18 protein-coding genes and 1 pseudogene are annotated in these 24,657 nt (G+C 37.2%); 2 read left to right on the top strand and 17 right to left on the bottom strand.

The features are described from left to right. Positions 1 to 462: 462 nt before the first annotated feature. From AB3I72_RS08135 to dnaE, 8 genes are all read right to left on the bottom strand, one after another. The gene (locus AB3I72_RS08135) at positions 463 to 1,971 is read right to left on the bottom strand and encodes a HAMP domain-containing histidine kinase (RefSeq protein ID WP_002363430.1); all 1,509 of its coding nucleotides are present in this window, start codon (positions 1,969 to 1,971) and stop codon (positions 463 to 465) included. Between the two features lie 10 nt (positions 1,972 to 1,981). Continuing rightward, entirely contained in the window at positions 1,982 to 2,668 is a 687-nt protein-coding gene (locus tag AB3I72_RS08140; RefSeq protein WP_002355954.1) for a response regulator transcription factor, read from the bottom strand. A 157-nt stretch (positions 2,669 to 2,825) separates the two neighbouring features. Next, positions 2,826 to 4,247, bottom strand: a complete 1,422-nt coding sequence (gndA, locus tag AB3I72_RS08145) for an NADP-dependent phosphogluconate dehydrogenase (RefSeq protein ID WP_002355953.1) — start codon at positions 4,245 to 4,247, stop codon at positions 2,826 to 2,828. Positions 4,248 to 4,451: 204 nt separating this feature from the next. Then, positions 4,452 to 4,631 carry a 50S ribosomal protein L32 gene (rpmF, locus tag AB3I72_RS08150; RefSeq protein WP_002355952.1) on the bottom strand — a complete coding sequence of 60 codons (180 nt, stop codon included), beginning with the start codon at positions 4,629 to 4,631 and terminating at the stop codon, positions 4,452 to 4,454. 56 nt (positions 4,632 to 4,687) lie between these two features. After that, entirely contained in the window at positions 4,688 to 5,257 is a 570-nt protein-coding gene (locus tag AB3I72_RS08155) for a DUF177 domain-containing protein (protein WP_368023804.1), read from the bottom strand. A gap of 373 nt (positions 5,258 to 5,630) precedes the next feature. Beyond that, positions 5,631 to 7,388: a pyruvate kinase gene (gene pyk, locus AB3I72_RS08160; RefSeq protein WP_002355949.1), complete on the bottom strand. Its 1,758-nt coding sequence runs from the start codon at positions 7,386 to 7,388 to the stop codon at positions 5,631 to 5,633. Between the two features lie 64 nt (positions 7,389 to 7,452). Then, on the bottom strand, positions 7,453 to 8,415 hold the full coding sequence (gene pfkA, locus AB3I72_RS08165) for a 6-phosphofructokinase (RefSeq protein ID WP_002355947.1): 963 nt from the start codon (positions 8,413 to 8,415) through the stop codon (positions 7,453 to 7,455). A 172-nt stretch (positions 8,416 to 8,587) separates the two neighbouring features. After that, positions 8,588 to 11,917 (bottom strand): DNA polymerase III subunit alpha, encoded by a 3,330-nt coding sequence (gene dnaE, locus AB3I72_RS08170; protein ID WP_368023805.1) that lies wholly within the window; start codon positions 11,915 to 11,917, stop codon positions 8,588 to 8,590. Between the two features lie 117 nt (positions 11,918 to 12,034). Between dnaE and AB3I72_RS08175 the strand changes: the two genes are divergently transcribed. Further along, the gene (locus AB3I72_RS08175; protein ID WP_002355945.1) at positions 12,035 to 12,220 is read left to right on the top strand and encodes a YjzD family protein; all 186 of its coding nucleotides are present in this window, start codon (positions 12,035 to 12,037) and stop codon (positions 12,218 to 12,220) included. Positions 12,221 to 12,274: 54 nt separating this feature from the next. Here AB3I72_RS08175 and AB3I72_RS08180 read toward each other — a convergent pair whose 3' ends face one another. From AB3I72_RS08180 to AB3I72_RS08190, 3 genes and pseudogenes are all read right to left on the bottom strand, one after another. Beyond that, entirely contained in the window at positions 12,275 to 13,471 is a 1,197-nt protein-coding gene (locus AB3I72_RS08180) for a multidrug efflux MFS transporter (protein WP_002381323.1), read from the bottom strand. A gap of 208 nt (positions 13,472 to 13,679) precedes the next feature. Next, positions 13,680 to 15,086, bottom strand: a complete 1,407-nt coding sequence (locus AB3I72_RS08185; RefSeq protein WP_368023806.1) for an NCS2 family permease — start codon at positions 15,084 to 15,086, stop codon at positions 13,680 to 13,682. Positions 15,087 to 15,237: 151 nt separating this feature from the next. Then, positions 15,238 to 15,812 (bottom strand): annotated as a pseudogene (locus AB3I72_RS08190) (DUF1361 domain-containing protein). Positions 15,813 to 16,017: 205 nt separating this feature from the next. Between AB3I72_RS08190 and AB3I72_RS08195 the strand changes: the two are divergent. Then, positions 16,018 to 16,821: a Cof-type HAD-IIB family hydrolase gene (locus tag AB3I72_RS08195; protein WP_010775688.1), complete on the top strand. Its 804-nt coding sequence runs from the start codon at positions 16,018 to 16,020 to the stop codon at positions 16,819 to 16,821. Positions 16,822 to 16,936: 115 nt separating this feature from the next. On the opposite strand, the gene AB3I72_RS08200 is transcribed toward AB3I72_RS08195, so the two are convergent. The 6 genes from AB3I72_RS08200 to AB3I72_RS08225 all read right to left on the bottom strand — a co-directional run bounded on the left by AB3I72_RS08200 (position 16,937) and on the right by AB3I72_RS08225 (position 24,591). Then, on the bottom strand, positions 16,937 to 18,022 hold the full coding sequence (locus AB3I72_RS08200; protein ID WP_368023807.1) for a hypothetical protein: 1,086 nt from the start codon (positions 18,020 to 18,022) through the stop codon (positions 16,937 to 16,939). Positions 18,023 to 18,164: 142 nt separating this feature from the next. After that, positions 18,165 to 19,775 (bottom strand): aspartate 4-decarboxylase, encoded by a 1,611-nt coding sequence (gene aspD / locus AB3I72_RS08205; RefSeq protein ID WP_002355939.1) that lies wholly within the window; start codon positions 19,773 to 19,775, stop codon positions 18,165 to 18,167. A 173-nt stretch (positions 19,776 to 19,948) separates the two neighbouring features. Continuing rightward, a complete protein-coding gene (gene ndk / locus AB3I72_RS08210; RefSeq protein ID WP_002383435.1) occupies positions 19,949 to 20,362 on the bottom strand; it encodes a nucleoside-diphosphate kinase in 414 nt (137 codons plus the stop codon). 109 nt (positions 20,363 to 20,471) lie between these two features. Further along, positions 20,472 to 21,125 carry a DUF4767 domain-containing protein gene (locus tag AB3I72_RS08215; RefSeq protein WP_086280988.1) on the bottom strand — a complete coding sequence of 218 codons (654 nt, stop codon included), beginning with the start codon at positions 21,123 to 21,125 and terminating at the stop codon, positions 20,472 to 20,474. A gap of 42 nt (positions 21,126 to 21,167) precedes the next feature. Continuing rightward, positions 21,168 to 22,112, bottom strand: a complete 945-nt coding sequence (locus AB3I72_RS08220) for an aminoglycoside phosphotransferase family protein (RefSeq protein ID WP_179189494.1) — start codon at positions 22,110 to 22,112, stop codon at positions 21,168 to 21,170. 76 nt (positions 22,113 to 22,188) lie between these two features. Beyond that, positions 22,189 to 24,591 carry an amidase family protein gene (locus AB3I72_RS08225; RefSeq protein ID WP_368023808.1) on the bottom strand — a complete coding sequence of 801 codons (2,403 nt, stop codon included), beginning with the start codon at positions 24,589 to 24,591 and terminating at the stop codon, positions 22,189 to 22,191. Positions 24,592 to 24,657 lie beyond the last annotated feature (66 nt).

Raw genomic sequence — 24,657 nt, forward strand, 5'->3', positions numbered from 1 at the left:
TGTTTGAATGTCAAGAACTTTTTTTAAAAAGTTTTTTCAAGTTGTTTTGCTTGGTCGTTGTCGTCTGTTGTGACAACTTCTATATCTTATCATTAACTCAGTTGTTTGTCAACAACTTTTTAAAACTTTTTTGTTATTTTATAACAAGTTTTTTTGATCAAATGATTGATTTAAAAGCAATCTCTTTAACGACTTTGTTATTCTAACATGTTATTTATCTTTTCGTCAAGAAAAATTTTCAACTTTTTAAAACTTTTTTCTTAACGAACTGTTTGTCAGAACAGATATTAATATACCAAGGATTTTTCTAAAACGCAACTATTATTTTGCAGAAAAATAACATTTTTTTCAATTTCGAACGATGAATATTTTCTACAAAGAAAACATTCGTTTCTTTATCTTATAATCCCTTTTCTCTTACTGAAATGTTCGTTAATCATTCGTAAAAAAAAGCAACGTACTTTATTGTACGTTGCTCTCTTCTTTTATTCCAGCGATTGGAATAAAAATTCTAAAGATCGTTCCTTGATGCAATACACTTTCTGCATCAATACGTCCTTTATAGTTTTCGACTAATTGTTTTGCAATCGATAGACCTAAGCCATTACCACCTTTATTTCTTGCACGGGCTTTATCTACTCGGTAGAATCGATCAAATATTTTCTCCAAGTCTTCTTCAGTGATTCCTTCACCAAAATCTTGCACAGCTATTTCAAATTCATTCATCGTTCGAGAAATGGAAATATGCACTTCTTTTCGATCTGTTGAATATTTAATCGCATTATCTAATAGAATAATTAGCAATTGTTCAAAGTGATTACGATAGATTTTCAGTTCAACTTCAGTCGGTAAATCATCATCTAATGTGATATGAAATTCAGGATAAACCAATTGGAAGTTATTAAATACTTGGTAGACTACTTGTTTAGCATCTGTTCGTTCATTTGCATATTGGGTGTCCACTTGTTCAGCGCGTGAAAGGTCAAGCATTTCTTGGACCAAACTCTTCATACGACTAATTTCTTGTAAACTGGCCTTTAATGATTCATCTAAAATTTCAGGATCGTCTTTTCCCCAACGATTTAAAAGGTTTAAATGGCCTTCCATAATCGCAACGGGCGTTCTTAATTCATGGGAAACATCTTCAACAAACTGCTCTTGTTGTTCGATATAGCGTCTCATACGATCTAACATTTCATTAAAGATTTCCGAAATATCTGCTAACTCATCTCTCGTATTAATCTCCGGCATGTGGACATCTGATTGCGGGTCTTTGCGGATTGTATCCATCGTGTCTCTCAATACTTTTAATGGTTTTAAGAAATAAGAAGAGAGGATAAAGCCTAAGACACTACTTACAATCAAAGAAATCACTTCTAGAACTACAAGCGTTAATAATAAATGATTACGAATTTCATAAAAAGAAGAAAGTTCATAAAACGCTTGAATATAGCCAATCTTTTCTCGTGTTTCTTTTGAAAAAATAGGTTCCACGGAATAAAAACCGGTTTTATCAAAAACGGTTCGAACAACAGGTAATTGTCGATCCAATTGTAATAACTTATCATATTCATTTTGCGTTTTAAAAACTAGTTTTTGGTTTGTGTCATACACAGATAAATAAAGTTCTGGTTGTCCTAGTTCAGATATGAAACTGTCCATTTCCATAAACGAACCTTCTACTGCTGTATGCTTATTATAGTAGTTTTCATCTCTTTCACTCGGCGTTTTTAAATAGTCAAAAACGTCTGTTACCGTTAAATTTTCATTGGCATTAGCTAATCGATTTGTTACTTCTGCAATCGTTGCTTCGACATTTTCCTTTTCTTTGGCAACAATAAGACTGACAGAAGACTTATAGGTAATCACCGCAAAAATGGTAAAAACTACAAATATAAAGAAAGAACTTGCGAAAGCCCACTTTATAGTTAAAGATGGGCCTTCCAGTTCTTTTTTAATCGTTCTTTTCATTAATTAGTTCTCACGAACGCATAACGTAGCCAGTTCCACGGACAGTTTGGATGTAGCTTTCTTCTCCAGGTACGTCAATTTTATTTCGTAAGTAGCGGATATACACATCCACAACGTTTGTTTCTACTTCTGTTTCATAGCCCCAAACTTTATTTAGTAACACATCACGTGCCAAGACAACGTTCACGTTTTCCATTAGCGTTAATAGTAATTCGTATTCGCGTTTTGTTAATTCAATCATTTCAGAATTACGACGAACGACACGATTTTCTTTTTCAATTGTTAAGTCACGATATGTAATCGTTGTTTGTTTTGCAACGTTTTTATCGCCCTCAATATCAATACGACGAAGTAACGCACGTAAACGAGCTAACAATTCTTCAATTGCAAATGGTTTAACAATATAATCATCCGCTCCATGGTCTAAACCAGAAACACGGTCAATTACTGAATCACGCGCAGTCATCATAATAATTGGTGTATTTTTCACTTGGCGAACACGGCGACATACTTCTAATCCATTCAATTCTGGTAACATCAAATCAAGAAGGATAGCATCCCATTCGTTGTTAAGAGCGGCTTCCAACCCTGTACGACCATTGTAGTGTACTTCTGTCGTATACCCCTCATGTTTTAATTCAAGCTCAACGAATCTCGCTAAGTTCTTTTCATCTTCAATAATTAAAATGTTGCTCATTTGATTAATTGTCCTTTCTCTTTAAAAGCTATACTCAAGCTCAACCTTTTTATTCCTTACTACTTATTAGAGAATTACTACTCAATCTGTCTGGTTCTTTTTTAAGCCACAGTAAAACCATGAGCATGGTGAGCCACACTCATGGTCTCCAGCGTGTTTATTCTTCGTTGTACCAGCTGTAATGGTAGATTCCTTCTTTGTCTGTGCGTTCGTACGTATGAGCACCGAAGTAATCACGTTGTGCTTGAATTAAATTCGCTGGTAAGCGATCTGAACGATAAGAATCGTAATAAGCAATTGCAGATGAGAATGTTGGTACAGGAACACCTGCTTGAACAGCAATCGCAACAACTTCACGAACGGCTTGTTGATATTTTTTCGTAATTTCTACGAAGTATTCATCTAACAACAAGTTTTCAAGTGCTGGATTTTTTTCATATGCATCGGTAATTTTTTGTAAGAATTGTGCACGGATAATGCAACCTGCTCGCCAGATTTTTGCAATTTCACCAAATGGTAAATCCCATCCGTATTCTTCAGAAGCTGCACGGAGTTGTGCAAAACCTTGCGCATAACTCATTAATTTACTAAAGTATAATGCTTCGCGAATTTTTTCAATCAATTCTTTTTTATCGCCTGCAAAGTTAAAAGCTGCAGGTTTTGATAAAATGCCACTTGCTTTTACGCGTTCTTCTTTGTAAGCCGAAATAAAACGTGCAAATACTGATTCTGTAATTAATGGTAATGGTACGCCAAGATCTAACGCACTTTGGCTTGTCCATTTACCTGTTCCTTTGTTGCCTGCTGCATCAAGAATAACATCAACGATTGGTTGGTCGGTTCCTTCATCATCTTTACGTGTCAAAATGTCAGCCGTGATCTCAATAAGGTAACTGTCTAATTCGCCTTCGTTCCATTCTTTGAAAATCTCTGCCATTTCATCAACAGATAAACCTAAGATTTGTTTCATTAAATCGTAGGATTCAGCAATTAATTGCATGTCCCCATATTCAATCCCATTATGAACCATTTTTACATAATGTCCAGCACCATTTGGGCCAATGTAAGTCACACATGGTTCACCGTCTTCTGCTTTAGCTGAAATTTTTTCAAGAATTGGCGCAACTAACTCATACGCTTCTTTTTGTCCGCCAGGCATGATAGATGGTCCTTTCAAGGCTCCTTCTTCTCCGCCAGAAACGCCAGTACCAATAAAGTTAATTCCTGAGTTTGCTAGTTCTTCATTACGTCGCATTGTGTCTTTGAAGAACGTATTACCGCCATCAATTAAGATGTCGCCTTTATCAAGGTGTGGTAACAATTCTTGGATTGTCGCATCTGTTGCAGGTCCAGCTTTAACCATCAACATAATTCGACGAGGTTTTTCAATTGCATTCACAAATTCCTCAATTGAGTATGTTGCTTGAAAGTTTTTGTCAGGATGTTCTTCAACCACTTCTGTTGTTTTTGATCCTGTACGGTTATACAGCGCAACTGTATAGCCTCTGCTTTCAATGTTTAAAGCAAGATTTTTTCCCATGACAGCCATGCCGACTACGCCAAATTGTTGTTTTGTCATTTTATGACCTCCTATATTATAATCAACGAAAATTCTATGAGCATTCTCTTATAATCCTCACTATTATAACGCACTATCTTTCATATGAAAACAATATAGTGCCAATAAATTTCCAATTTCTTCATATTTTCTTAAAAAAATACAAATCCCCTAGGCTCCATGGTTAGCCTAGGGGATTCAACATTTCAAAAAATGTTTTTATGCTTATGCTTCTTTAGACATTACGTCTTTTCCATCGTAGTGACCACATGCTGGACATACGTGATGGCTTTTTTTCATTTCACCACAGTTTGAGCATGCATTTAAGCCTTTGATTGTTAATTTGTAGTGTGTGCGACGTTTTGCTTTTTTCGCTTTAGAAGTTCTTCTAGCTGGTACTGCCATTGTTGTTCCACCTCCTTGTAAAGATGCGTGTATTTACATACACAATATATTCCAACCTAGCTGTTATCTTCCTCTTCAGCATTATCGCTGAGTAATTCTGATAGTTTAGCCAGACGAGGATCCACTGTTTGTTCTGCTGCTTTCTGCTTACTTTCCAAATATGCTTCTTCTGAAATCACTTCCCAGTCATTGCCACTTGGCATTTCTTGACTGTTTTGTTCTTCTTCTGTAAGCACTTGAATTGGAATGGACAATAGAATGTTGTCTTCGACAGATTCATCTAAATCAATTGTTGGCTTGTCCAATAAAATAATCTCTTCAGCTGCAAATCGTTCATCTCTTGTATCCATTTGTTCTTTTGTCATAAAGACTTCATCGACCATGATTTGCATTGGCAAAGCCACAGGTTCTAAAGAACGGGATGAAGGAACGGTTACAGTTACCTGAATAGTGTAATGAAGTAAATATTCTGATTTATTGACTGCTAATAAGCCTTCTACTTTGATTGGACTTACATCCAACAAGGTATCATCTCGTTGAAGAAGCTCTTCTTTAAGATGCAATGTTTCTGAAAACACTAGCGGCTCTTCTTTGTATTTATTTAATTCTAACAAAGACCACTTCATAATTATCACTCCTAAGCAACAAAAGCTATTATACAGGGGTATGAAAGCTTTGTCAATGAAATTTTCTTGACAGCCCTTTCTTATTTCCTGTTTTTCTTTCGTTTTTTTTATAATTGTTTTTCTGTTGAAGATAACTTAGCGCTTATTTAATTAAATAACAAAATTTTTGTGTGAAATAACATAAATAATTTAAAACTAAGACATAATTTTACTATTTGCGCCCAACTCTTTATTTACTGAATACGTGTTTTCTGAACATTTCATACCACTGTCTTCCTTGTAAAAAAAGCTGAGACAAACTGACGAATCGGTTTGTCCCAGCTTTGCGTCCGAGTACATATTGCTTAAAATCAAATGATTGAATTAATTAGACTTAGATAGCTGTTGTTGCTCCGCGGTAAACAATACCACGACGAGGATCAACAGTAATCACTTCGTCATTATTAATTAATGATGTTGCATCTGCAGCACCTACGATAACTGGAATATTTTGTGCAATCGCTACAACAGCTGCATGAGAAGTTAAACCACCTTCTTCAACAACTAATGCTGATGCTTTTTCAATTGCAGGCATGTATTCTTTATCTGTTGTTTTTGTAACTAAAATAGCTCCTTCAGTCGCTTTAGCAACTGCTTCTTCAGCAGTTCCTGCAACAACGGCTTTTGCAATAATTGCTTCTTCACCGACACCTTGACCTTGAACTAATTTAGAACCGATCATTTGAATTTTCATTAAGTTTGTTGTGCCTTTTTCGCCAACTGGAACACCAGCAGTGATAATGATTAAATCACCTTCTGAAGCATAACCTTCTTCTTGTGATACTTTTGAAGCTAAGTTAAACATTTCATCTGTGCTTGATGGTTTGTCAGCAACTGTTGCGTAAACACCCCATGATAATGATAAGCTACGTGCTTTTTGTTCTGAGAACGTAATTGCAACGATATGTGCTTTTGGACGGTATTTAGAGATCATACGTGCTGTATGGCCTGATTCTGTTGCCGCAACGATTGTTTGGATACCCAAATTACGTGCTGTATGGCCAACAGATTGTCCGATTGCTTCAGTCATATCTGTTTTGCTATATAATTTCAATGCGAATGAATCTTGGTTAACTAATGTTTCTTCTGTACGAACTGCAATACGAGCCATTGTTTGAACAGCTTCTAATGGGTAATCCCCTGCTGCAGTTTCGCCTGATAACATTACTGCATCTGTTCCATCGTAGATTGCGTTTGCTACGTCATTTGCTTCCGCACGTGTTGGACGTGGGTTACGTTGCATTGAATCTAACATTTGTGTTGCAGTGATAACTGGTTTACCTAAAGCATTACATTTTTTAATTAAAGCTTTTTGGACAACTGGAACATCTTCTGTTGGAATTTCAACACCCATGTCACCACGAGCAACCATTAAACCATCAGAAACTTTTAAGATTTCATCGATATTATCGATACCTTCTTGGTTTTCGATTTTAGGAATGATTTGGATGTGTGTTGCGTTTTCTTCTTCTAAAATTTTAGTGATTTCTAAAACGTCAGAAGCACGACGAACGAAGCTAGCTGCGATAAAGTCAATTCCTTGACCAATTCCGAAACGGATATCGTTAGCATCTTTTTCAGTGATCCCTGGTAAGTTTACAGAAACGCCTGGTACGTTAACGCCTTTTTTGTTTTTCAAGACGCCTTCGTTTTTAACAACTGTTACGATTTCGTTTGCATCACGGTCGATATCAGTTACTTCTAAATCGATTAAACCATCATCTAAAAGAATGTGTGAACCTACGTTTACATCATTGATTAATTCTGGATAAGTGATTGAGAATTTTTCATTTGTTCCTAAAACTTCTGTCATAGAAATACGTACTGAATCACCAATTTTCATTGTGATTGCGCCATTTTCCATGTCATTTGTGCGGATTTCAGGACCTTTTGTATCTAGTAAGATCGCTACGCGTTTCCCTGTAATTTTTACAGCTTCACGAATGTTTTTAATACGAGCACCATGCTCTTCGTAGTCACCATGTGAAAAGTTCAAACGGCAAACATTCATACCTGCATTAATTAAGTTTACTAGCATATCAACGGATTCACTAGCTGGTCCAATCGTACATACGATTTTCGTTTTTTTCATTACTAAAACGCTCCTATTCCAAATTTGTTTATACAAAGCTAATAAGATTAGCTAATATACAAGATTAAAAAGAAATTTCATGATTTAACTCATAAAGAGATAAATCTGGTTTGTGTTTATTGTTTTCTAACGTGTCAATAATATCAGCTGCAACTACTTGGTTATCTAACATACCGATACATAAACCGCCTTTGCCTTCTTTTAGAAGTTCAACAGCATATGACCCAAATTTACTTGCTAATACACGGTCACGAGCACTTGGCGAGCCCCCACGAACCACGTGTCCTAAAATTGATACACGCGTATGGAAATCACCATATTCAGAAAGTTTATCAGCAAATTCATTTCCGCCCATTACGCCTTCTGCTAAAATGATTAAGCAATGTTTTTTCCCGCGGTCGCGGCCTTCTTGAATACGTTTGGCAACGTTTTTCATATCAAAATCATGTTCAGGAATAATGATTTCATCTGCTCCGCCTGCCACGCCTGACCACAATGCGATATCACCAGCGTTACGTCCCATTACTTCGATAACGAATGTACGAACATGGGAAGTCGCTGTATCACGAATTCGGTCAATTGATTCCAAAACAGTGTTAATCGCTGTATCAAAACCGATTGTGAAATCTGTTCCAGGAATATCATTATCAATTGTTCCAGGAATTCCAACAGCGGGGAAACCACGTTTTGTCAAAGCCATTGCGCCATGATAAGAACCGTCTCCACCAATAACAACTAAGCCTTCAATACCGAATTTTTTCAATTGTTCGATTCCTTTTAATTGCCCTTCTTCAGTAGCAAATTCAGGATAACGAGCAGAATACAAGAATGTTCCACCACGTTGAATCTTATCGCCAACGTCAGCAACATCTAAACGACGGATGTCGCCTGCGACTAAACCGGCAAATCCATAGTTAATACCGTAAACTTCGATTCCATCAAAAATACTTTTGCGTACGACTGCACGAATTGCAGCGTTCATTCCAGGGGCATCTCCCCCGCTGGTTAAAATACCAATGCGTTTCATTCGCTATTTCACCTCATATAATATACTTTCAACTGCCAAAAGAAACCTTTTCGCAAAAATTGATATACAAAAATATTACGTCATTCATTTTACCATTAAAGAACCAAAATGTCTTGAGTTAAGAAGAAAAAAATGAAAAAAGTTGAAAACAACTAGTATTTTTTACCGTAAATCATTTGAAAATGACGTTTTGCTCGCCTAAAACGTAAGCTAATTGTTGCTGACTAGCGCTTGTATGAGCGACCCAATTTTCTTCATTTAATACTATTTTCTTACCTGTTTTTTCAAAATAGACAATCACTGGAATGTGTCCAGCGTGACGACTGAGTACCTCTTTCATTTTCTGAAAAACGTCCGTTTGTTCGACATCTTTTGTAATTCTGATAAAACACGTTTCGTCACTAATTGATGTTTCTACTTGTTGGGCTTTTTCTATTCGTTGAACCAATATTTGCAATTCTTGATTGTACGTACTGCGTTCCACTTTTCCTTCCACATAATAAACTTGCCCTTTCTCGACACTCTGTCTTAACTGGCGAAAAACAGTTGGGAACAACGTTAGTGAAATACTTCCTGTTGTATCATCCCCATCAACAAAGGCCATTTGTTCTCCCTTTTTGGTCCGAATCGTCCGAATGTTTTTGACATAAATCAATAATTTCGTGGGCTGATTTTCAACAAGTTCATGAACAAGTTGCGTTTGCTTGGCTAAGCGTGTTTTTTTGAACTCTTCTGTCGGATGTCCTGATAAATAGACCCCTAAATATTGTTCTTCTTGTTCTAGTCGCTCTTCTAGCGGATAATCGACAATTTCTTCTTCCTTTGGCTTCAACGTTTCTAACAAATCCATACTACCACCGCTGAGAAGAATACTTTGGATATTACTCTCTAAACCTACCGCTAATTGACGGCGATTGGGTGCAATTTCGTCAAATGCACCGATGGCAATCAATGGTTCGATATTTTCAACTTTCAACCACTTACGGTCAATTCGCAAAAGAAACTCATCGAACGTTTTGTACGGTCCATTTTCTCGGCGTTCATTTAAAATATTTTGAATGAAGTCTCGGCGGATTCCTTTTAAAGAACTAAAACCAAATAAAATTTGCTGTTGCTGATTTAGGTAAAAGCTGTAGTGACTTTGGTTAATTGACGGCTGCAAAATCGTCTGCTTGTTTTTTCTAGCTTCGCCAATATATTCTTTAATTTTTGTTGGATTATGACGAACAGAATGCAACAATGCGACATAAAAAGCACTCGGATAATGAACCTTCAAGTAAGCCATTTGAAAACCAATAAAGGAATAGGCAAATGCATGCGAGCGGTTAAAGCCATAATTAGCAAAGCGCTCAATATAATCGTACACTTGGTTAGCTGTTTCTTTGGGATAGCCTTGTTGTAGCGCACCATTAACAAAATGATTTCGTTCTTCATCTAGCACATCTTTTTTCTTTTTACTAATGGCCCGACGTAAAATGTCAGCTTGCCCTAAAGAGAAGCCAGCCATTTTCGCAGCAACTTGCATAATCTGCTCTTGGTAAACAATAATTCCGTACGTATTTTCTAAAATGGGGGCGAGACTAGGCTCTGGATAACTAATTTGTTCCAAGCCTTTTTTTCGGCGGATGAAAACATCAATATTTTGCATCGGACCAGGACGATACAGGGCATTGACAGCAGCAATATCTTCAATGCTAGTTGGCCCTAATTTTCTTAATACATTCCGAATTCCAGCAGATTCAAACTGGAAAACGCCACTTGTTTCCCCTTTTCTAAATAAAGCCAGCGTTGTTTCGTCATCTAATGGAATCTGATTCAAACGAATGGTTTGATTATAGACGCGTTTAACAGCTGTGAGGGTATCATCAATGATGGATAAATTTCTTAAGCCCAAGAAATCCATTTTCAGAAGACCAATTTTTTCAACATCATTCATAGTAAATTGGGTCAATAAAATTTCATTCGATCCTGGTTGTAACGGAACCAAATTCAAAAGATTTTCATCACTAATTACCACACCTGCTGCGTGCGTAGAAACATGGCGAGGCAATCCTTCTAGCTGAACAGCTGTTTTATAGAGCAATTGATTATTTGGTGAAAAATTGACCAATTCTTGCATCCGTTTCGACTCTTGGTACGCTTCTTCTAACGTAATTTTCAGCTTGTTTGGGACAGCTGCCGACCAACGATTCGCTTCACTCTGGGACAACCCGAAAACACGTGCAACGTCCCGTAAAACCATTTTCGCAGCCATCGTACCAAACGTGGCAATTTGCGCCATGTGATAATGACCATATTTTTGACTGACATAAGCTAAAACTTCCTCCCGCCGATTATCAGGAATATCTAAATCAATATCGGGCATCGTGTAGCGTTCTGGATTCAAAAAACGTTCAAAAAGCAAATCATATTTGATTGGATCTACATCTGTAATTGATAGCACATAGGACACTAAAGAGCCTGCAGCTGAACCTCGGCCAGCGCCTGTAACAATTTGATTGTTATGACAGAAGTCCATCACATCCCAAACGATTAAAAAGTAATCATCAAAGCCCATATTGTGAATGATGGTTAACTCTTTTTCTAATCGTTTTTGGTAAACTTCATTTAGATGAGGCACTCTTTCTGGTAATTTTTCTAAACACAATGTGCGTAAATAAGAACCAGCCGTTTGATTATCAGGCACAGGAAAATGCGGTAATAATTTTTGATGTAAAGGAATGTCAACTCGGCAATTTCCAGCTAGCTGAATCGTATTCTGGACCACTTCTGCACCAGCTATTTGAAGCATTTGTTCCATCGTCGTCTCTGCTTCACGCAAGTAATTCAGACCTTCTATTTCCGGTGTTTGACTTGTAATATTCAATTGATTATTTTCTTTGATGCTCTCAAGAACAGTTACGGCAAAGCCTTCTTCCCTTGTTAAATGACGTACCTCTTGCAAAGCCACGCCAGGTAATTGTTCTCTTTGGTAAAAAGAAAAGAGCGCTGGATTGCGTTGTTGATTCATTGAAAAAGAATGTTCAACAAATAACGACTGGGGATCAAAATATGAAGCAAGTTGTTGGAAAGTGTGAACCGCTTGTTGTTCATCTTCAAAAAATGTTTGGGCGACTTCTCCTTTGGCTGACAAAGTCACGGCAAATAAATCACTTAATAAGGATTGATGTTCCGCTAAGTAAAAGGGACCCTCTGTCGTCATTTTGCTGCTAGATAGTTGCATTAATTGCTGATAACCTTTTAAATTTTTAGCAAATAAAAGCAACTCGGAATGCCCTTCTTTTTCTGCTGGGGTATATTCTAATCTTAAACCGATAATTGGTTGAATTCCCGCTTCTTGGCATGCTTCATAAAATTCAACCGCCCCATGCAAGACATTGATATCGGTAATCGCTAATGTTTGATAACCTAACGCTTTCGCTTGTTTTACATAGGAACGAATCCTAACCGTACTAGATAAAAGCGAATAGGAAGTAACGGTATGTAATTGTGGAAATGACATTGGACAGCTCCTTTTTGAATCCTTGCTATTTTTTGCCTCTTCTCTTATTTTCCTATCGCGGATTCTTTACTTTTAAAGAAAATATGCTAAACTAAGAGCTAGAAAAGAGGTGCTCATATGCGTTATCTTGTTGTATTTTTCTGGACCTTCGCATTAGGCCAAGTCGTTGGATATATCGGCGGTGCATTATCTGGTGGTTCATACGACTTTAAAATGACAACGATTCTATCGTTGGCAACAGCCGTTATTATTTTATTAATTGCACACTTTGCAGTACCGAAAGAAACCAAACCTGTTAAATAAGAAAAAACCAGTTACTAAAGTTATTGTAACTGGTTTTTTTATCTTTTCAACTGTTTAGAGCTTTTTATTTAAAACTTTTCGGAAATTAAAGAAGGACAACCCAATGTTTCCTAAAACGAAACAAGCGGTTACCAGAAAAACAGAAGAATAGCCAAAACCATGGGCAACTGTTGACCCTACCATCGGTCCTAAAACTTGACCGAAATTACTACACATCTGATTGTAACTATAAACTCTACTTACGCCCTCTGTTGGCGTTATTTTACTAATTAACGTATTGATTGATGGCATTAAAGCACCTGTTGAAAAACCTAAAAGGAATCGTAAAACACCTAACTGAAAAGGTGTTTGCACAAACGCCATGGGAATGTAACAAATAAAAGAAAGAATTAATCCGCCTAATAAAACTTTTTGGTTCCCAATGCGGTCCCCAATTTTTCCCAAAGTTGGAGAAGAAATAATTGCTGAAACGCCGGCAATCGAAACAATCAAACCACTAACAAATAATACATTCTCTGTATCGCCACTTAAAGATCGAATATATAGCGTTAAGATTGGGCTGATACTTGTAATTCCTAATTGTAAAATTAACGTAGTCACAAACAAACCAATCAATACTGAAACATGATCCATCTTACTAAAAATTTCTTTCGTCGTTAATAAATCCTTTTTCTCAACTGGTTGAAAATCTTCTTTAACTAAAAAGATAGTCAACAACGTTGTAATGAATAAAATAACGCCGGTAATAATAAAGACATTTTCCATTCCAAACCACTGTGCCAACGCACCGCCAATCGATGGCGCAATTAACGTCCCAGCAATTGCACCTGTTGATAATGTTCCTAGAGCCCAGCCATTTTTCTCTTTTGGCGCCTGCGACGCAATCATCGCTGTTGCGTTAGGAATATAGCCGGATAAAATCCCGTTCATAAAACGCATAATCAACAGCCAGTATACATTAGGGACAAATGCTAACGCCCCCATCGTGATCGTCATTCCTGCTGCAGCCCGAATCATCATAATTTTCCGACCTTTTCGATCAGCTAAATTTCCCCAAATCGGTGCAACAATCGCAGCAGCAAACGCCGTGACAGAAATTGCCAATCCAGAAAACAACTCTACTTGACTCTTAGGCGTCCCTAATTGTTCAACATATACTGGAATAAATGGCATAACTAAGCTAATACTCGCCCCTGTAAAAAAGCAACCAATCCATGCGACTAACAAATTCTGCTTCCATTTTATTTTCATACTTTTATCCACCTTATCACCTCTTCACCTACCACTATACTCTAAAAGAGTGAATCTCTCAAAAGAAAATTCTTTTAAAAAAAGTCTGGCAGACCGGCCAAAACGACCAATCTGCCAGACTTCTTAACACTTGGGCTTAAGATAAATAGCTGAACAAATGCAACACCTTCGAAGCTAACCGCTGTTATCTCAGCCTCACTTCTGTTTACTATAAAATAGCTAAGATTACAAAGTTTAAGATAAACAACGCATCAATGACCCAAATAATTGGTGAAACTTCTTTGGCTTTTCCTTTGACTACTTTCACCACTGCATAAAAGATGAACCCAGCAGCAATCCCATAAGAGATGCTATAACATAATCCCATGAAAATTGAAGCAAAAAATGCTGGAATCGCATCTTCTAAATCCGTCCAATTGATGTCTTTGAAAGAAGCTAACATCATAATTCCCACTAAAATTAACGCTGGAGCCGTAGCTTGTGCCGGCACAATAGCAATAAGTGGTGAAAAAAGACTACTTAGGGCAAATAGAATTGCTACCACTACCGATGTTAAACCTGTTCGACCACCCGCACCGATTCCTGCTGCACTTTCTACATAAGTTGTCGTATTCGATGTACCAAAAATCGCACCGATAGATGTTGCAATAGCATCTGCAAATAGAGCTTTGTCCATTTTAGTGCTGAAACCCTTACTATCTTCTAAAGCTAATTCATCTTCTTTAGAGAAAATTCCTGTTCGACGTCCCGTACCGATAAATGTTCCAATTGTATCAAACGTATCTGATAAACTGAAGGCAATAATGGTCATTAAAACTTGAGGAATTTTTGAAGAATCGCTAAACAATGACTGTAAGCCCTCAGCACCAAAAGCAGCGCCAAAAGTTGTACCTAATTCTTTAAATGAATTGCCCAACGAATTAGCATGCCAATCAACCGAAGCAGTGTCTACCACCCCCATTGGAATTGCGACTAACGTAGTAACCACAATGCCAATTAAAATAGCCCCACGAACATTGGTTACAACTAAAATCGTTGTTAAAACTAACCCAATTACCGCCAAAATAATGGCTGGATTATCAAAATTTCCTAAAGCGGGCACGATACTCGAACCATTCACAACACCATTTTTAGGTTCTGCTTGTACTGTGAAACTTAGTAAACCAGCATTTTTCAACCCCACATAAGCGACAAAAATTCCAATCCCACCACCAATAGCATGTTGTAAACTCTCTGGAATTGCTTTAATAATCATTTTGCGAATTTTTGTCACTGTAATCAAAATATTAATCAAACCACAAATAAAAACCATTGCTAATGCTTGTTGCCAAGTATACCCCATCCCAAAAACGACCGTAAACGTGAAGAAAGCATTGAGTCCCATTCCCGGCGCTTGAGCGTAAGGTACATTAGCAAACAGCCCCATAATTAATGTACCGATGATTGAAGCAATAATGGTCGCTAAAAAAACAGCCTGAAAAGGCATCCCTGTTTCTGAAAGAATGGACGGATTAACAAATAAAATATAACTCATTGCAAAAAAGGTCGTAACCCCCGCCATTATTTCAGTTGATACCGTTGTCTTGTTTTCCTTTAATTTGAAAAACGTATTCATAATTGCACTTCTCTCCCTTAAAATCCATGTTTTCGAATAATTACTCTTTGATTATAAGAGAATCGCTATCTTTTTACAACAAAATATTAACTATTATATATATTTATCTATATAATGTTCGTATTTTGCGGATATAAAAAAAGAAAAAGCTTTACATTGCTTCTTCTTTTCCTAATAATTGGATTAACCCAAACAACAGCATCTGTAGAAACATCATTAATAAAATAAACATTAATTTTTGAAGGGACCAGTCAAAAAAGATAATTTTCACTGTTTCAATCGGATTCATAAAAAGATAGACACTGTGTAATCGATCAAAACGTCCAACATAAATCGCCAAAGCAGACAAGAAATGAAGGCTGGCTTGAAAGCCTATAATTGTTCTATAGCCGCAATAACTTTGCAATTTCTGGCTAACAGTTGTTACTGTTTTCATCCCTAAAAGTCCATATATAACAATCCCGCTAGTTAAGCAAACAAACGCCCACCAATCACCAATTTGGTTTGCAAAAATCGTATTAAAGCCTCGATAAATAGATAACGTTTCTAAATGAAAAAATCCGTAAATAGGTACGGTGCATTAGGATAAAAAATTAACCAAGCAAAACCTATCAACCAATCCTTTTTACGTTTTTCTGCGTTTAAAAGATAACTAAGTTCAATTGGAATATAGGCTAACAACACGTTCAACGCCATAAAATGAAAATGAGTAGCAAATAACCACATATAGATACAATAGATTAAGGTGATCACTCGTAAATAATTTCTAGAATTTTTCAAGATGCTCTGCGCTCCTTTTTCAAACGGTTTATTTTAGTGTAGCATACTTCTTAAGCTTTTTTTTAAACCTTATAAATGAACATACTTCTCCCCTTGATAATCTTCGGTTTTATGCTAGACTGAGTAAAAGGCATTTAGGAGGAATTTTTACTTGAAAAAATTAATTGCTATTGATTTAGACGGCACAACATTAAATGCACAGTCTTTAATCAGTCCAAAAACCGAACAAACACTAAAAAAAGCGATTGACAACGGTCATTACGTCAGTATTGCCACTGGACGTCCCTATAGAATGAGTCATCAATTTTACCAACAACTTGGCCTAACGACCCCTATGGTTAACTTTAACGGCGCTTTAGTCCACATTCCAGAGAAAAAATGGGACTTGGAAAGCGAAGCCAATATTGAGCGTGACCTAGTCTTTGACATTTTGGCACAGAAAAAAGAATTACAATTAGATTTTGTTGCTGCTGAAAACAAAGAAACATTTTATATCGATACGTTAGATGGGTTCGATCCGAAATTTTTTGCTTCCAAAGCAACCTTAGATAATTTACTTAATGCTAAAAATTTACGAAGCAATCCTACCTCAATGATGGTTCGGACCACGCCAAACCAAGCTGAAAAAGTTGCTGATACATTGACAAAACAATATGGTGATTATATTGATGTCCGCACTTGGGGCGGTCCAATGCCTATTTTAGAAATGGTCGCAAAAGGAATTCAAAAGGCCCATGGCGTTGATCAAGTGGCGAACTTTTTATCTGTCAAACCAGCTGATATCATTGCTTTTGGCGATGAACATAATGACGAAGAAATGTTAAGTTATGCTGGTTGGGGTGTTGCTATGAACAATGCCACGGATAAAATTAAATCCGTAGCCAACGATGTCACTGAAAAAACAAATGATCAAGATGGTTTAGCAGATTACTTAGAAAATTATTTAGATCTATAAAAGGCTAAAATAAAAGTATTTCTTTAAAAAGAACTCACTTTGGTTTAGCTGATAATCTTAAGATTACGAAAGTAGGGCATAAGTCGAAACGACTTATGCCCTACTTTCGTTTTTCTTATTCCTTCAATGAATTTTGAAACGTGCTGATTTTTTCAGCCAATCTTTGATAAGTAGTAAAAGACGAATGCTGTAGCTCTTGTTCTTCGTTAACGGATAAAGTTTGTTGTGTCGTAATGGCCTTTGTTAGTGCATCTACAAAATGAATAAAAGAATTGTTGGTTTGTTTATTATATCCTGGTGAATAATATTTCGATTGACGATAAAAAGGCCGCAGGGCTGTTTCTGTGATTTTTTCCTGTTCATCTGAAAAGTATTCATCATAGCTGACATGTTTTATTTTCTGCTCTTCTGTTATCACTTGAAGTCGACCGATTAGGCCATTACCTAAATCTTCTGCGTAACCGATATACGTTTCTTTCGATGGCTCTTTTAGCCAAGTGTCCATCTCTGCTGCTAAAGGCATTAAACCTTCACGAGCAGAAGTTGATGAACCGCGTACCGTATAAAAATTACCTGTGACACGATTTTCGTCACGCATTTGTTTTTCTACATAAGTAATACCATTAACAACGGTGACTAACGTATCGTCTGTACGCGTGTTGCTTGCTTGAAATTCAGGATAATCCGACAGGCGTTTGTTGACACCCGAATAGCGTGTATCGTAATAAGGATCACTAGCAAACTCTGTAAACTCAACATTCAGAATCCGTTGCGTTTCAGGTTCCGTAATAATCTCTACAATGCCGTAATTTCCGCCAGTAAATACACCTTCATTTTTATAATAGTTACCCGTCATTAATCCCAAAGGCGGTTGATTGGACCAAAACATTTTTTCCTTTTTTTCTTCTGGTGTATATTTTGCTGGTGGGGTTGTCCCAAATGTCGTTTGTGTGGCCCCTGTAACCACTTCGTACGTGTATTCATGAGAATCAAAAGTCAATTGATTAGCAATCAGTTCGTCATTTTTAGTCGGCGCTTGTTTTTCCACCGCAGAAGTCGTTTGATTGGTGACGGTAACTTGCTTCACTTGCTTTGTCTCTTGCGGTCCACTTGTTGTTTGTTTCGTTGACTCTTGATCTGGCGCACAACCAACCAAAATAAATAATCCGATAAAAACCAACATTCCTTTAATATGTTTCATTCACTTTTCTCCTTTTTATAAACGCTTAATTTCCTCTTATCTCCAGTGTAGCAAACATTTATAAACCAAAACTGACGGAAAAATGAATAAATAATAAACAAAAACGCTAAGTCTCCTGTAGCTTAAGAGACTTAGCGTTTTTTTATTTAATTGCTTGGCGCTTTTGGCGCAACCACTCTTCTTTAATGTGTTCAGATAGGCGAATCATTCGTTTACCAACTTCACTATATTGGTTAGTAGCTAAATTGGCTAAAGAAATTCGAACTGACCATTTGTCACTCCCGAAAGCATCCGCTTTTAAAAGCATTAATTTTTCTTTTTCTGCTAAAGAGGTTAATACTTTTGTGATCGTCCACGATTTCGTTAAATAACTTGAAAATTCTGGGCCATAACGTTTTTCTGTCCAATCTCTAAAGTTAATTTCACAATAGTATGCTGTATTTAAACTTGCTAAAGGCTCTTCAATGCCTAAGGTGCGGAACAAGAGCTTTTCACGCGTATGACAGATATCCATCACTTCGTCTTTATATGCTTGACCGTCTTTTAACAAAGCATACAAACTAAATAAAGCCATCATTGCTTGCTGAATAGAAGAAAGTCCCGCTGCATGGTTCAACGCAATATCGCGGCTGTCTGCGACTAAGCGGCTGATAAAGTTAATTTGGCTTGTGTCTGCATTCAATGTAGCATAACGTGCCTGTAATTCCATTTTTCGAGCCACTGGCAATTCTTTTAATAATTGATCAAAGATGTTCTCTTGGCTGACCGCAATGGTCCCCACACGCCAACCGGTAGCGCCAAAGTATTTAGAATAAGAATAGATACAAGCTGTATTGTAAGGTAACTCCGTAAATAGTGAACGGAAAGCTGGCACAAAAGTTCCGTAAACGTCATCTGTTAAAATCATTAACTTAGGGTTATCCACTGCAACGATTTGTTTGATTTGTTCAATGGTAGGTTTTCCCATAGCATTAGCAGTTGGATTGCTGGGATTTACGACAAAAACCGCTTTGATGGACGGGTCTTTTAGTTTATCAATTTCCTTGTTTGAGTATTGATACGTCGTTTTTCCATCAATAATCATTTGCTCTGCTTTGATTTTAACCACGTCAAAATCATAACGTGGTAGTTCTGGAATTTCTAGATAAGGAGCAAACGTTGGTAATAACAACGCAATACGATCACCTTTTTCTAGTAAATAATTATTTGCCAACGTATCAAACAAGTAACAAATCCCTGCTGTACCACCTTCAACGGCAAAAATATCAAACGGTTGCGCTTCGCTGGAAAATAATTCTTGATTTAAATATGCTTTAATCGGTTGTTCACACGCCTTCAAGCAACGAACAGGATTCGGATAATTATCCCCAATCACATAGTCTAACATGGCATCTAACCACATTTCCTTATCCATCCCAAAATAGTTATGCTCTGCTGTCCAAATTTCTTGTAAGAAGGTTGCCCCTTTGCTAGGATTTTCTGCTAAAAAGTTTAAGAAGCGTTGCGTTCTACCAAAACTTGGCTGAATCATACCAGCCGTTTGTTCGCTCCCCTCTCTTAACGTTTCTTTTGTAGCAAATTGACCTAATAAAAAAAAGGCTTCCCTTGGTGTTGGCGCCGTCCAATTAGGATTGCCTCGCCCTGCATTTAACAATGTTTCTAAATTATGATTTTCTTCATGTAATTTCTTCTCTAAAAATAGACTTAATTCAAACGGACTAAGGTTTTCTGTCAATTCATCACTTGTTATCATTTTATCCTCCTGAAGCACACGCAGTCATTTAGTATTTAGTATTTAGTATTTAGTATGTAGTCTATACTACTCTTCTACCTCCAGATGTCAACCATTTAAGCGGAATATTCTGACAATTAATAAAAAAGAAGCAATCCTTTATAAAAAATAAAGGATTGCTTCTTTTTCGCTGATTAACCAAAGAACCGTTGCATCTCAATTTTTGCTGATTGGACAGAATCAGAAGCATGGATTAAATTTTTGGTGACAGACAACCCATAATCCGCTCGTAAGGTGCCACTTTCAGCATCTAACGGATTCGTTGCTCCAACTAATTTACGCACTTTTTTAACCACATTGTCCCCTACAACGACCATCACAACCACTGGGCCACTTGTCATATAGGCTAATAATTCAGGGAAAAATAGTTCATCTTTTAAGTGCTCATAATGTTCCTTCACTGTTTCTACTGTTAGTCGTTCGAATTTAAGGTGCAATAAGTCAATACCTTTATCTTCAAAACGTTGAATGATTTTGCCAACTAACTTTCGTTCAACGCCATCTGGCTTAATAATTACTAAACTTGTTTCCTTCATTTTTTCTTCCATCCCTTTCAAAACTTCCTTTTGCCCTTTCCCAAGGGGTAGCTACAGAATAAAATGAAAGCGGATACTTTGTCAATGATAAATTTTCTTTTCCTTTTGATTAAATAAAAAATTAAAGATTATTCACAAGGTTTGTGAATTGTTCTTTCAGTTCTGTATTACTTGTTTCTTTTAAAAACAAATAAGGTTGCTCTTCTACTGGCTGTTCTTTACTCACATAAACTTTGGCTTCACCATTCACTAAAGTAAATAAATAGACATGCTTCTGGGCAACTTGTGTCGCACTGTCAGAGTATACTGCCACCAGACAATAACCCCCTTCGTTGCCAGTTTCTGACCAATTTAACCAAATGGGATTGTTCCCAATAGCTGGTTGTATTTTAGGTTCATAACTCAATAAATCATCAGGCACTTGAATCGTGTAAAAAGCTACAGAGTGACCTGGTTGGTACGCTTGATAGTTCTGATTGCGTTCTTGACCCCAGGTTTCCATGTATTGTCCTAACTGTTTTGCTTTTTGCTGATTCCAAATCGTCCCTTCTTCTGTAACTAATTCAGTTAATTCTTGTGTTTGCGTTGTTTGCTCTAATTCCAACGCCGTGGTTTGACTAACTTCGGTTGCTGAAATCGCTCTTGTTTCTTCAGTATTTACATTGTTTGTTTGTACGGTTTGTACTTTCTGTGATTCCTCTTTCGATTTTTGCCAACCACAGCCAGATAAAACGCTTCCAACAACTGCTATCATAATAATCCCGTTTAGTTTCATTCCTTAAACTCCTGTTTTTATTTTTATTCTATCGAAATAAACCTAAAATCTCAATCCCTTTCTTTGGATAGTTGAAAACCATTTGGGAACTAGTAATTCTCCACAATTATAGTCCTCTAGTAATTGTTGGTATTGCTGTTCCATAGTCCTGATTTCTTTTTCACCAAAGCTCAGTGCCCAAACTAAAGAATAGAGTCCTGCGTGAAAAGTATAAAGCTTTTGAAACTGCCAAAATAAGGTAGGAACTTTCCCAGCAAAATAACCTTGTAATTGACCATAAGCAAACAATGGCGAAACTTTTCTTGAAAAAAATTGTAACTTGTAAAAGTCTTCATAAGGATCCCCAAAATCCCATCGATTAAAATCAATCACACCGACCTGCCTAGTTGGCAAGTAAATAAAATTTCCCACATGGAAATCTCCATGCTGATAAACTACAGGCCGTTGTTGCAATAACGGTAATTGTTTTTCTAAATATGAAATTATTGGCTGCTGGTACGGCATACAAAATTGAGATTCCTTATACTTATTTAGTTGGCTCTGCTTTTTTTCGTATAAATTTTGCGCAATCTCTCTTTGACTAATCCTTTCAGGCAACAAAAGCTTATGGATTTTGTTTAAATAGTGGCCCGCCTCTACGCCTAAGTTCAGTTGTCTTTTGGGAGAAAGAGCGGGTAAAACATCGCTTAAGTCTTCACCTTCTAGATACGTTAATAACATGTATCCTTGTTCACTTTCAGGAATAAGTGCACATAAAAAAGGTTTAGAACTGGGAAATCCTAACGCCGCTACTTTTTTGATAAATTGATATTCTTGTTGTTTGGCTAATAACTCTTCTTGTTGAAAAATTCGCAATAAAAAGGTTTCTTGATTTTTGGTAACTTTAAACTTTAAATCAGTTGACCAACCACGGTGAATAGCTTCAACTTTTTGCCATTGCTGAAACTCTGGAATCTTCTCAAACGCCCTCATTACTTTCGCCTCCATTTCCCTATTGGTTTTAGTATACCAAAGAAAAAAGGCTGGAGACAATTGGGGATAAATTGTCTCCAGCCTTCACTGGTTATCGTTTTCTAGTTTTCCTTATATAAATCGTTCCACTCGTTACTAAGAAAGCTCCTCCTAAAACAATCCAGAAAGTACTAGGTACTTCTGCACCTGCTTTTGGTAATACTTTTTTGGGAAGCTGTTCTTTTTTCCCAATCATATTTTTATCAGAAAAAGCATGCGTACTTCCTGTTGATTTGGTTCCCTGATTTGCTGATGATTTCAGCGAATTATCTAAGGATGACTCACTAGTAGTTTTTCCAGCTTTGTCTGGGTTTTGGTTTTGGTTTTGATCTTTTCCTTCGATTGGTCCTTCACTTGTTTTTGTTTCTTTGTCTTTTTCTGGTTCGCCACTTGCATCTGGCTCTTTGTCTTTTTCTGGCTCGCCACTTGCATTTGGTTCTTTGTCTTTGTCTGGTTCGCCGCTTGCATTTGGCTCTTTGTCTTTTTCTGGCTCGCCGCTTGCATCTGGTTCTTTATCTTTATCTAGTTCGCCGCTTGCATCTGGTTCTTTATCTTTATCTGGCTCGCCGCTTGCATCTGGTTCTTTATCTTTATCTAGTTCGCCACTTGCATCTGGTTCTTTATCTTTGTCTGGCTCGCCGCTTGCATTTGGGTCTTTGTCTTTTTCTGGTTCGCCACTTGCATCTGGTTCTTTGTCTTTGTCTGGTTCTTCTACATGTGGTTGATTTATCTTGTGGTTATTTTCAAATAAAGCACCTAATTGTAGCAATGTTCGGTCTTCACTTAATGCACTATTAAATTGAATCCCCAAAGGCAGTCCTTCTTTTGAAACGTAAGTTGGCACACTTAATGATGGATGTCCAAATAAATTTGCTTGTTGTGTAAACGGTGTATATGTGAACGCCGTCAGCCATTGGTCATAAATCAATTGTTTTTGTTCTGTTGGTGACAATTGATCAATTTTTTCCATCTGTGCTGCATGTTCTGGTTTTAGTAACGGATTATCAATACTAGGTGCCGTGGCAGCCGTCGTTGGTGTTAATAAGATAGGATACTGTTTATAAAATTCGTCCATCGCTTGTGCTTGTAAAGCAATATCTGTCCAAGCCGCAGTTGTCTCTTCACTCGTTATATTTTTTCCTGTTTGAAAAAGCGCCCATGTTAACAGTTCTACATCATTTCGTTCAAGCGGTCTTTTCAATTTCTGCCGCGCCATAAAATCGGCAATTCCTGCTGAGCCAGCAGCTACAGTATAATAATTTTTCATTAGACGTTCCCCATCAACAGGGTGCTTCACTTCAACCAATGTGTACCCTTGGTCTTTTAAAAAAGCAACAGCTTCAGCGACCGCCTCTTTTGCTTCGGCACTTACAGGCGTTCCGGCAGGGGATTCTGTTGTATAAGCAATGGGTTGCGCTTGACTTAAATGTCCCGCAGGAAGATCTTTTTTGGTTAATAAGGTTTCAAACAATGCATTTGTATCCGCCACGGTTCGACTTAAACCAAAGTGAACAGTTTGACCTTTTGCACTATTAGAATTGCCAATGATTACTCCTCTAGAAGGTTTCAAGCCTACGGTGCCTGTCCAAGAAGCAGGGATGCGGATAGAACCACCAGCATCACTTCCAGAAGCAATGGGAACAAATGCCGCGGCAACACTAGCACCCGCTCCGCCTGAAGAACCACCTGAATAATGGTTAGGATTCCATGGATTGACGGAAACGCCATATAACTTTGAATCTGAAATATTCTTCCAACCTAATTCTGGATAATTCGTTTGACCAATGATTATGAATCCGGCATTTTGTAGTGCTTTGACAAAGGTCGATGTCCCACCAGCTACTTGATCTTGGAGAAAACCAAAACCGTTCGTGTTGCTTTCACCTTTCAAGGATTGTCCTAACCCTTTTAGTAAGAGCGGCACACCTAGAAATGGTTGACCTGTATCTTGTAAAGCTTTTGCTTCTGTCAAAGCCGCTTCTTCTCGTAAAGTAATGACCGCATTTAATGTAGGATTTTCACGTTTAGTGATGGCCAACGCAATTTTTACTAATTCTTCGCTCGTTACCTTTTTTTCTCTTACTAAAGTTGCTAACTCCAGTGCAGTTGCTTGTTTATAATCTGCTTCTGAAAAAACACTCTCTGCAGAAACAGCTTTTTCATCTGTATCACTATTTTGTATCTCATTTGTGGTTTCAGTAGTTACTGCCACCACATTTCGGCTACTGCTTTCGGCGATTGCCGAAGAGGATTCTTTTTCCTGCATCACCGTTTGGCTAGTAGTTTCAGATTCCAAATTAGCTACAGTCTGACTGGTTTCTGTTGTTACTGATTCCGTCTCTGTTTGAACGGTTGTTTCTAGTATACTTTCTTGTGCCAACATTGGTACCCCTACCAGTGTTTGGCTAATTAATAAAATAATCCCTAACTTTTTGAACAAAATCGACTTCTTCATAAGTCACATCCTTTATCTATTAATACAGATAAAAAATCTGTATTACTTATAGCATAAATGAAAGCG

Origin of the sequence: Enterococcus sp. GC34, from assembly GCF_040886645.1 — a bacterium.
GTDB lineage: Bacteria > Bacillota > Bacilli > Lactobacillales > Enterococcaceae > Enterococcus > Enterococcus faecalis.